The 10,587-nt window shown below is 41.4% G+C and carries 11 protein-coding genes; 8 read left to right on the top strand and 3 right to left on the bottom strand.

Features of this window, described 5'->3' with window-relative positions:
- Together PHQ42_04475 and PHQ42_04470 are read right to left on the bottom strand one after the other, a co-directional pair.
- A partial coding sequence (locus tag PHQ42_04475) for a hypothetical protein (GenBank protein MDD5071958.1) occupies positions 1 to 239 on the bottom strand: 239 nt, incomplete at its 3' end.
- Between the two features lie 237 nt (positions 240 to 476).
- Positions 477 to 896 (bottom strand): hypothetical protein, encoded by a 420-nt coding sequence (locus tag PHQ42_04470; protein ID MDD5071957.1) that lies wholly within the window; start codon positions 894 to 896, stop codon positions 477 to 479.
- Between the two features lie 193 nt (positions 897 to 1,089).
- On the opposite strand from PHQ42_04470, the gene PHQ42_04465 reads away from it, so the two are divergent.
- The 8 genes from PHQ42_04465 (at position 1,090) to amrA (ending at position 8,215) form a co-directional block, all read left to right on the top strand.
- Positions 1,090 to 2,088, top strand: coding sequence for a hypothetical protein (locus PHQ42_04465; protein MDD5071956.1), 999 nt, complete (start codon positions 1,090 to 1,092; stop codon positions 2,086 to 2,088).
- 100 nt (positions 2,089 to 2,188) lie between these two features.
- Positions 2,189 to 3,895, top strand: coding sequence for a GspE/PulE family protein (locus PHQ42_04460; GenBank protein MDD5071955.1), 1,707 nt, complete (start codon positions 2,189 to 2,191; stop codon positions 3,893 to 3,895).
- Between the two features lie 88 nt (positions 3,896 to 3,983).
- Positions 3,984 to 4,553 (top strand): hypothetical protein, encoded by a 570-nt coding sequence (locus PHQ42_04455; GenBank protein MDD5071954.1) that lies wholly within the window; start codon positions 3,984 to 3,986, stop codon positions 4,551 to 4,553.
- 98 nt (positions 4,554 to 4,651) lie between these two features.
- Positions 4,652 to 5,731, top strand: coding sequence for a CapA family protein (locus PHQ42_04450; protein MDD5071953.1), 1,080 nt, complete (start codon positions 4,652 to 4,654; stop codon positions 5,729 to 5,731).
- 112 nt (positions 5,732 to 5,843) lie between these two features.
- The gene (locus PHQ42_04445; GenBank protein ID MDD5071952.1) at positions 5,844 to 6,368 is read left to right on the top strand and encodes a YfcE family phosphodiesterase; all 525 of its coding nucleotides are present in this window, start codon (positions 5,844 to 5,846) and stop codon (positions 6,366 to 6,368) included.
- 1 nt (position 6,369) lies between these two features.
- Complete coding sequence (locus PHQ42_04440; GenBank protein ID MDD5071951.1) at positions 6,370 to 6,768, top strand: GxxExxY protein; 399 nt, start codon at positions 6,370 to 6,372, stop codon at positions 6,766 to 6,768.
- Positions 6,769 to 6,797: 29 nt separating this feature from the next.
- Positions 6,798 to 7,634: an inositol monophosphatase family protein gene (locus tag PHQ42_04435; GenBank protein MDD5071950.1), complete on the top strand. Its 837-nt coding sequence runs from the start codon at positions 6,798 to 6,800 to the stop codon at positions 7,632 to 7,634.
- Positions 7,631 to 8,215 carry an AmmeMemoRadiSam system protein A gene (amrA, locus tag PHQ42_04430; protein MDD5071949.1) on the top strand — a complete coding sequence of 195 codons (585 nt, stop codon included), beginning with the start codon at positions 7,631 to 7,633 and terminating at the stop codon, positions 8,213 to 8,215. Before PHQ42_04435 ends, amrA begins: the two co-directional genes overlap by 4 nt.
- 1,119 nt (positions 8,216 to 9,334) lie before the next feature.
- Here the strand turns inward: amrA and PHQ42_04425 are convergent.
- Positions 9,335 to 10,587: ATP-binding cassette domain-containing protein (locus tag PHQ42_04425; protein MDD5071948.1), on the bottom strand; the 1,253-nt coding region annotated here is incomplete at its 5' end.

Below are 10,587 nucleotides of genomic sequence, written 5' to 3'. Positions count from 1 at the left end.
GATCTACCAAGCCTTGGACCAACTTCAATAATCCTGCCGCCAGATCCAAAAAACGAGCTAGCCCCAAACTGATCTGGCTCAAAAGTTTCAGCAAGAAACCAGTTTAAACTTCCGCCCTCACTTTCACTCAAAGGACCCCCTTCATCAACATAAGAAATAAACTCTGTTTCTAAGCCAATTACTTGGGGCGCCAGCTGCTGAATTTCTGCCAGCTTTAAGCTGGTCTTAACCCCTGACAAAGCTGGAGTTCTGAAAAATGTTAGCATCTCCGTCTCCTTCCGGTTTTGTGTGATTTATCCAAATGTGTTATTTGCCTGTCAAAGGACAAAAAAACTAACCCCCCTTGCCCCGTGAGACATTAATTTGTCTCACTGGGGTTTTTCCTCCTTGGGTTAGTTGTTTCTATGTTTGAATTTACCTCTTTGAAGGGAAAAAGTCAAACAAAAAAATGAGCCGTTTCTCTTTCGAAAAACGGCTCAAATTATTTTTTTCTTTCTCTCGGCCATCGCCTTGACTATCATTTTGGCAAGAGTATGGCTGTTAATGGGATAAACGGGGAATTGGACGCAGGCGATTCCCATTTTCTCCGCTTCTTCAAATGCGTTGGCAAACCTCACGTCCGCCAGCAAAACAAAGGGAATAGACTTTACCCTGCCTAAATTTTTCCACTGCTTGAAGAACTCTATCCCGCTTGTCTTGTTGCCATGATAACAAAAAGCGCAATATAAATCATCTTGATTCGCGGCCAAATTCGCCAGGGCATCTTCAAGCGCGCCGGACATGATATAAAATTTGCGGCGAGTCTTGAATATAACCTCCAGGGCATTCTTGATAATCGCCTGCTGCCAAGGAGCCTCCCCTAATATCAATACCTTATTTTTCTGTTCCCCCGACATGGTTGCCTCTGTTTTTTGTTGTATTAATGAACTATAATTTTAATTTAATAACATAGCGCGCAATTCAATTTTTGTCAATAAAAAAATAAATACCTCTTTAGCTTCTTGATTTCTAAATATTGTGTTATAATATAAACATAAATTAAATTACTTTATTTTTAATTACTCATTATTCATTTTTAATTTTAAAAATATGTCTCTCTATCGCAACATTCTCAAACAGGCATTAGCTATCACCTGGCGCTATAAATATTTGTGGTTCTTCGGTTTGTTCGCCACCTTAATCGGCGGCGGCGGAGAATATGAAGTCATAACCAAGGGAATCGGCGGAGACACCGCCTTAAATGTCTTTCCGAATTTTTCCAGGCTGGCGGAAACCGGAATTTTCAGCCGGAACGGTTTGGCTAACATGGGAGAACTGTTTAAAAACGACCCGGCCACAGCCGCTGTTTTGGCGCTCATCAGCCTGATAATTTTAGTTCTCTTTATTTTCTTGGTCTGGCTGGTGATTGTTTCCCAAACCGCCCTTGTAAATAATTCGGCGGAAATTATCAGCGGCAAAAAAAACTCGGTTTCCGGAATCAAAAGAGGAGTGGCGGCCGGGATAAAATATTTTTGGCCGGTCCTAGGTTTAAATATTGTCATAAAAGCCATCATCTGCCTAGCCTTCTTCTTGATCAGCCTGCCGATTATTCTTTGGACGGCCAGAATAAGCCAGACTATAAACTCCCCCCTATATATAATTTTGTTTATAATTTTTTTCCCACTGGCCATCATCCTTTCCTTCATAATGAAATACGCCATTTGTTACGTGATCATAAGGGGAAGCAACCTTGCCAACGCCATAAAAGATGGATGGCGGTTATTTTTAAAAAATTGGCTGATAAGCGTGGAGATGGCCTTTATTTTATTTTTTATCAGTTTCCTGGCGGGGCTGGCCGTAATTATAGCTGTCCTGATTCTTGCCGTTCCCTTCCTTTTCTTGGCTCTCATTCTTTATAAATTAATATCTTTCATCGGCTTTTGGCTGATTATTATGATCGGCTTAATTGTTTTATTGGCCATAATTATCGGCGCCGGCGCGGCTTTAACCACTTTTCAGACAGCTTCCTGGACCGGCCTCTTTATAGAATTAATCGGCCGTGGAGGAACCAGTAAAATTGAAAGGGTCGCTGAGAACTGGAAAAAATAAAAAAACAAAAAATTTACCGCGAATAAAGAGGGCCAAAAGCCTTCTTTATTTATTTTGCATATTTTGTTATGATTTAATCATAATCTTAATTAAGAGACCTATGGCCAAAGACATCCAATCAATTGAAGATTTAATCATTCCTCCGGAAAAAGCCGAGGACGAAAGCGCCCAGGCAAAATTCTCCAAAAAACAGAAAGAAATAAAAATAAAAGAGATGGAAGAAGCGACGGAGAAAAAAGCCGCTGATTTGGGAATGGCCTATGTTAATTTATCCGGCTTCCCCATAAGCCCGGAGGCGATAATACTGATAGAAGAAGAAAAGGCCCAAGCCCTGAAAATTATTTGTTTTTATTATGACGGCCTGAATGTAAGAATCGGAACCGTTAACCCCGACAGCGAGGAAGTGATGAAGGAATCGGAAAAAATTAAAGAAAAATATCACGTTAACGGAAAGATTTATCTCATATCCGAATATAGCCTTGACTATGCTCTGAAAATTTACAAAAAAATTCCAAAAATCAAGGAGAAAATAAAAGGGGTAAAAATCGGCGAAGAGGAACTGGATAAATACAGCGAAAAATTTTCGTCTTTCCGCGATTTGCAGGAAAAAATAAACGGCGCTCAAATAAGCGATATCGTTACGATTATTATGGCGGCGGCGATTAAATCGGGATCTTCCGACATGCATATAGAAACGGAAGAAAAGGAAATAAAAGTTCGTTTAAGAATAGACGGCGTTCTACATGATATCGCCGTTATAGAAAGAAGCCTCTGGCAAAAAATAATTTCCCGCCTTAAAGGCCTGGCCGGGGTAAAAATAAACATCAGCGACAGACCTCAGGACGGACGAATTTCCATCTATACCAAAAAGGAAAGGATAGACATTAGAGCGTCTTTTCTCCCTACCAACTACGGCGAAAGCGTAGTGATGAGGATATTGCGCTCCGGCACGGTCGGTTTGGCCTTTGAAGATTTGGGCATAAAAGACAAAGCTTTCGAACGGTTGAAAAAAGAAGTGGAGCGGCCTAACGGCATGATTGTCACTACCGGACCTACCGGCTCCGGCAAAACCACCACCCTTTACGCCATTTTAAAAAAACTAAACAAGCCGGAAACTAAGATTATAACGGTTGAAGACCCGATTGAATATCAGTTGGAGGGCGTAAACCAATCCCAGATAACCAAAGATTACACTTTTGCCAAGGCTCTCCGTTCCATTGTCCGGCAGGATCCGGACGTGATTATGGTCGGAGAAATCCGCGATTTGGAAACCGCCGAAGTTGCTATCCAGGCGGCTTTAACCGGGCACATAGTTTTATCCACTATCCACACCAATGATGCCGCCGGCGCCATCCCCCGCTTTCTCTCCATGGGAGCCAAATCGTTTTTGCTGGCTCCGGCCATCAACGCCATTATCGGCCAGCGCCTGGTCAGACGGCTTTGCGAAAAATGCAAACGGCCGGCGGAAATCAATGAAGAAACTTTAAAAAGGATAAAAGAAATTTTAGGGAAACTGCCGGAGGATTACAAAAAAGAAATTAATTTTGACGGTTTAAAATTCTACGAGGGCGCTGGCTGTCCGGCCTGCCAGGAAATCGGCTACAAGGGCCGGATTGGAATTTATGAAATATTGATTATGAATAAAGAAATAGAAAAATTAATTTTAGCCGGGCAGTTAAGCGAATATGACATCCGGGAAATCGCGGTAAAAAACGGAATGGTAACCATGGCGCAAGACGGTCTTTTAAAAACTTTGGACGGGACAACCAGCGTTGAAGAAGTCTTCCGAGTAGCGGAAGAGAAGTAAATTAGTTAATTAGTTAGACAGAAATTAAAATTAAACAAATAGTTTATTCAATTATTCATTATTCATTTTAAATTATTAATTTTTTACCATGATAAACAAAAAATTCATTGAAAAATTAAAAAAAGATTATGACGAGCAAACGAGCCAACGCCGGCAAATTGTCAGTTTGGCCAATATCGCCCTGCATGATTCCAAGAGAGTGATATTTTCCCTGCACCGGGGAGATATCAAAAAAGCGGAAGATAATCTCGCGGATATAGAAAAAATTTTTCAAAAATTGGAAAAAAAGTTCGGTTGGAAAAGAATCAATGAGGAAGGTTCTTACCGGGCGGGAGCGGAAGAATATGCCGAGGCGAAAATGTTTTATTTTTTAGTTACGGGGAAAAAAATTGATAAAATTAAAGAGGTGAATTTAAGCTTTGAAAGCTATCTGGGCGGAATTTGCGACACGACCGGCGAATTGGTGCGCTATGCCATAAATCGGGCGGCAGCCGGAAAATTTTCCGAAGTGGAAAAAATAAAAAATACCCTGAACGAAATTATGGACCAGCTGATAATATTTGACATGACCGGCTATCTGCGCACAAAATACGACCAGGCCAAAGGAAACCTAAGGAAAATAGAACAGATAAATTACGAGGTAAAAATGAGGAAATAAATATAATCTGTAAATAAACACCAAAAAACCAAATGTAGAGACGCGATTAACCGCGTCTCTACATTTGGTTTTTTCTTTATTTGCGTTATAATTAAAATATGGGCTTTCTTAAAAAAATCAATTACGAAAAATTTATAAAAATTTTAAGCTTAACGGCGATTTTCGCCGTAAGCCTTTTTCTTGTCCTGCTTTTTTATTCAGCCGCCAAAGACCCGGGCGATTATTTTCTTCCCCCGGAAAAATTAATCCCAAAAAAAAACGCCTCCTCCCTTAAAATGCTCTTCTTGGGAGACCTGATGCTTGACCGGCATGTCGGGGAAAAAATAAGCCAAAAAGGCCTTTCTTATCTTTTTGAAAATTTGGATGAAAATTTTTTCTGCGGTTATGACATTGTAAGCGCCAATCTTGAAGGGGCGGTCACGGATGAGGGCGCCCACTATAACCCCGTTATGTCTTATGACTTCGCTTTTTCGCCGAAAATAATTTCCGAATTAAAAAAATATCATTTTAATTTTTTTAATCTGGCCAATAACCATTTCTCCGACCAAGGCGAACGTGGTATAATGGAAACCAGAAAAAACCTGGATAACCTGAATTTTTATTATAGCGGCTGCCCGGACGGACAAATCGGGGATTGCAGCGGAAAAATACTAGAAGTCTCCGGAAAAAAAATCGGTCTGGCCGGATTTAGTTCAGTTTATTCCCTTGTTGATCAAGGAGGGGCGGGGGAAATTATAAAGGATCTGGCGGGAAAAACAGATCTAGTGATAGTTAATGTCCACTGGGGCGAAGAATACAAACATCAATTTAATAAAATTCAACAAAAAACCGCCCGCAACTTAATTGATGCCGGCGCGGACATAATTATCGGCCACCACCCGCACGTTGTCCAGGGCATAGAAATTTATAGAGGGAAGCCGATTTTTTATTCTCTGGGCAATTTCATTTTTGACCAATACTTTTCTTCCGGCACCCAGGAGGGGCTGGCTATCGGCGTAAAAATCACGGAGGAAAAAAATGAATTTTACCTTTTCCCCTTAAAATCCAAATTGAGCCGGCCTGAACCGATGGAGGGGCAAGAAAAAGAAAAATTTTTTTCCGATTTGGTTGGCTGGTCAAATTTGGAAGAAAGCCGCGAAGAGCAAGTTAAAAAAGGAAATCTTGTCATTACGAAATAATCCGGCCATCTTGCGGTTGCGTAAAAAATTTCAACTTCAGCCCGATTTTGCCAAAAAACCGCAAAAATATTTTATTTAAAAACCATAACCAACGTAACTATATTTAAATTTTATGCTTATTGCCATTATTGCCGATATCCACGATAATTTGGTTAACTTAAATAAATTCCTAAATTGGAGCGGAAAAAATAAAATTAAAAAAATTATTTGCGCCGGCGACCTGACCAACAGCGAGACTCTTCATGTTTTGGGAAAAAAATTCAAAAATTCCATTTACCTGGCCAGAGGGAATGTTGAATTATATGAGGAAAAGGAATTAAAAAAATTTAAAAACATTAATTGTTTCGGCAAAACCGGCCGATTTAAAATAGACGGGCGAATTGTCGGTCTTTGCCACGAAGCCCACTTTATTGACAAAGTATTGCATGCCGGCCACTGCGACATAATCTTTTACGGCCATAGCCACAAACCGTCTTTGGAAGAAATCGACGGGACTGAATTAGTTAATCCCGGGGAGCTGGGCGGAATATGGGGAAAGGCCACTTTTGCCGTCTGGGACACGAAAAAAAACAAACTGGAATTAAAGATATTAGAAACACTCGAATCTACAAATAAATCCAAATCTACAAATAATTAATATGGAAAATAAAGTAATATATAAAGAGTTATCTTATAAGATAAATGGATTGCTGTTTAAAACCCACAATGATTTAGGCAGATATAAAAATGAAAAACAATACGCTGATTATTTTGAAGATTCATTAAAAAATCAGGGGCTAAAATATAAAAAAGAATATAAACTAAAATCATCTTTCAATAATGAAAAAGAAGGCAGAAATATTTGTGATTTCATTGTAGAAGGCAAAATAGTTATTGAACTAAAAACAGTAAGATTTCTAACGTTAGAAAATTATTTCCAAGTAAAAAGATACCTGTCTTGCTCTGGCTTACGTCTAGGTATATTAGTGAACTTTAGACAAAAATATATAACTCCAAAAAGAATATTAAATAACGAATTACTACAAAAGAATTCGTAGATTTGAATTCATTCGTAGATTTGAATGCTATGGACAGTCGAATAAAAAATGTCGCCGTAAACGCGGCCAAAAAAGCGGGAAAAATTCTTTTGCGAGAATACGGTAATTTCGACAGAAAAAAAATAAAATTAAAATCCCGGCATGAAATTTTAACTAAATCCGATCTGAACGCGGAAAAAATTATAATTAAGGAAATAAGAAAATATTTTCCCGACCACCGGATATTGTCCGAAGAAGCCGGCCAAATAAATCCCGCACCCTTAAAACGGAGTAAAAAAACTTATCACAAAATGACTGATTATTCCGAAAGGTGCGGGGCCGATTACCTTTGGATTATTGATCCCTTGGACGGTACTACCAATTTTTCTATCCATAATCCTTTGTGGTCAATCTCAATTGCCCTGGTTAAAGGAAAGGAAATTATATTGGGAATAATTTTTGTTCCTTTTTTAAAAGAATTATATGAGGCGGAAAAAGGAAAAGGCGCCCGCCTAAACGGAAAAAAAATTAAGGCCTCAAACATTTTTCAAGGAAAAATTATAAATACTTTCTGCCACGGCCACAAGGAAAAAAACATAAAAAAAGCTCTGGCTTATTACAAAAAACAAAAATTAAGCGGCTTGGATTGCCGGCAATTGGGCAGCGCCGCTTTGGAAATGGCTTATACGGCCTGCGGCCGGATAGAATCAATCGTAATCCCCGGGGCTAACCCCTGGGACGTGACGGCCGGAGTATTGTTAATCCGGGAAGCCGGAGGAAGAGTAACGGATTTTTCCGGAAAAGAATGGAATTTGGACAGTAAAGATTTAGCCGCCAGTAACGGCAGAGCCCATAAAAACATTCTGAATATTTTAAAAAAAATATGACCCCGGAATTATTAAACAAGAATCAAAAAAAAGAATTGTTGGAAATTGCCAGAAGAACCGTGGAAGATTATGCGCGTAAGGGGAAAATTCCGGAATTTGAAGTTAAAAATGAAAGACTGCAAAGACGGGAAGGCGCTTTTGTCACCATACACAAAGGAAGCCGACTGCGCGGCTGCATCGGCCAGATTATTCCTCCGGACCAGCCTCTTTGGGAGGTAGTGCGCGATATGGCCATAGCCGCCTGCAGTGAGGATTACAGGTTTAACCCGGTAACGGAAAACGAACTGGATAAATTGGATTATGAAATAAGCGTTTTATCTGTTCCGGAAGAAATTAGCAATTGGCAGGATATAAAACTTGGCGAGCATGGTGTAATTGTTGAAAAAGGCGGGCGAAGCGGGGTATTTTTACCGCAAGTGGCGGCTGAAACCGGCTGGAATTTGGAGGAATTTTTAAGCCAGTTATGCTCGCAAAAAGCCGGACTGCCCCCGGATTGCTATAAAAAGAAAGGGGGAACTAAATTAAAAATCTTTACTGCCCAAGTTTTTGGCGAAAAAAATCTTTGGCCCGCCAGTTTTTAAAAAACCCCAGCCTTGACTGTCGGAATATTCAAAAGAGCGGTTAAATAATAAATTTTTGGCTAATTTTAAATAAATATTAATTATTTTAATCTTTTAAGCATTGACAATTTTTTTATATTATGATAAAGTGCCTGATTAGTGTTTGACAGATGTTTATGTTAAGCTAATAATATTAAATACTGGCTTCCTTACTGGGGCTGGAAGCCTGTTATTCAAACCGCAAAATGCGCAGGAGGGAAGGACATGGCAAGGGCGCCGACCAACCGTAAGAACAGCAACTCGAGCCGTCTCATTCGGATCTGACACCGGCACCGGGCCCTTTCCCGAAAAAATTACGGCAGAATCTGGAAAGGCGGGAAAGTGGGCCGCAAAAAGGTCAAAGCGACCCAGCCCTAACTCGCAGGCCATCGATGAGCCAGCGGGAAATAGGATGGGAAATCGAGGAGGCAATCGTGACCCGATTCGCCAAACTCGCCAGCTACCACTACGGCCTGATCCGTGGCAGGAGCTGAAAACAGAACATTCAACAACCCTGCGCGGGAAACCTAACCCATAACGCTAAAGTGAATTTTGCTGAAAGCGGCGCCAAGAAACTAGGCGCGGAAAATGGGCGGTAACCGCGTGACGTCAAAAAGCTTTAAATGTGTAACATTAAAAGCGATACCTGCGCTAAGCGGCTCAACAGCGTCCGACGGAGTTTTACAAACCTCCCAACTCGGCGACAAAAAAACACCAAACAGCGCAGCGGAGTTCTTTCTCTCGCGACAGGCCCGGTTCGGGGATCACACTACTTGACATACGACGATCCCTCGCCGCCCGTCAGCTCCCGGCTTTCGGTTTCATACCTACAAAGCCAAACAACAAACCGGGGATATGCTACGGGAACACCGGTTGTCCTTTGACATCTCTCCTTGAGAGCCAATAATTGGCCAAGGAACGCAAAAGGAGAACTTCGAGACAACAAAGGGGCGATAGACACAAGTCTTATCGCCCCTCTTTTTTTATTTAAAAATACCCCCTTCCGAAAAATTCCCCTTACCCCTTTAACAAGGGGCGCTCTATCAAACTCCCCCTTGCCTGCCCCGTCGCCACGGCGGCCTCGGCGGTGATATTATTTTATTATTTTATTATTTTACTTAAATACTGCCCCGTGTAACTTTTTTTAACTTTTGCCACATCTTTGGGCGTGCCTGTGACCACAATTTCTCCGCCCGCTTCTCCCCCTTCGGGCCCTAAATCAATAATCCAGTCCACAGATTTTATGACATCTAAATTATGCTCAATAATTAAAACCGTATTGCCTTTGTCGGCCAGCTGGCCTAAAACTTCCAGCAATCTTTTTATGTCGTCAAAATGCAGGCCTGTCGTCGGTTCGTCTAAAATGTATAAAGTTCTCCCGGTTGCCCGGCGGGACAATTCGGTCGCCAGTTTTACCCTTTGCGCTTCTCCGCCGGATAAAGTCGTGGCGCTCTGGCCGAGCTTTATATAGCTTAACCCCACTTCATTTAAAGTCACGAGCTTCTGATAAATCGCCGGGATATTCTTAAAAAAATTCATGGCTTCTTCCACGGTCATATTAAGAACATCGGAAATGTTTTTATCCTTATAATAAATTTCCAAAGCTTCTTTATTATATCTCTGGCCGTGGCAGACTTCGCATTCCACATAAACATCGGGCAAAAACTGCATTTCAATTTTTACCATGCCGTCTCCGCCGCAAGCTTCGCACCGGCCGCCGACAACGTTAAAAGAAAAACGCCCCGCCTTATATCCCCTTATCTTTGCTTCGGGCAAAGAGGCGAACAAATCCCTAATGGGAGTAAAGGCGCCGGTATAAGTAGCCGGGTTAGAGCGCGGAGTGCGGCCAATCGGCGACTGGTCAATATTTATGACTTTATCAATATGTTGCCATCCTTCAATTTTTTTATGCCTGCCCGGTTCGGCTTTGGCCCGGTAAAATTTCTGGTTTAAAGCCCGGGCTAAAATATCGTCCATCAAAGTTGACTTGCCCGAACCGGATACGCCGGTAATCGCCACGAACTTTCCCAAAGGAATGGCAACGTCAATATTTTTTAAATTATGTTCGGCCGCGCCAAAAATAGTTAAATTATTTCCGTTTCCTGCCCGATATTTGGCCGGCGCCGGGATTGATTTCTTGCCGGATAAGTACTGGCCGGTCAAAGAAACGGCTGTTTTTTTTATCTGCGCCGGGCTGCCTTCGGCCACAATTTTTCCGCCATGCTCACCCGCGCCCGGACCGACATCGACAATATGATCGGCCTCAAGCATTGTCATCTCGTCATGTTCCACCACAATAACGGTATTGCCTAAATCCCGCAATCTCTTCAGGGTATCAATAAGTTTATTATTAT

The organism is Patescibacteria group bacterium (genome assembly GCA_028711655.1).
Classification (GTDB): domain Bacteria; phylum Patescibacteriota; class Patescibacteriia; order Patescibacteriales; family JAQTRU01; genus JAQTRU01.
This window is presented reverse-complemented; position numbering and strand designations above follow the sequence as displayed.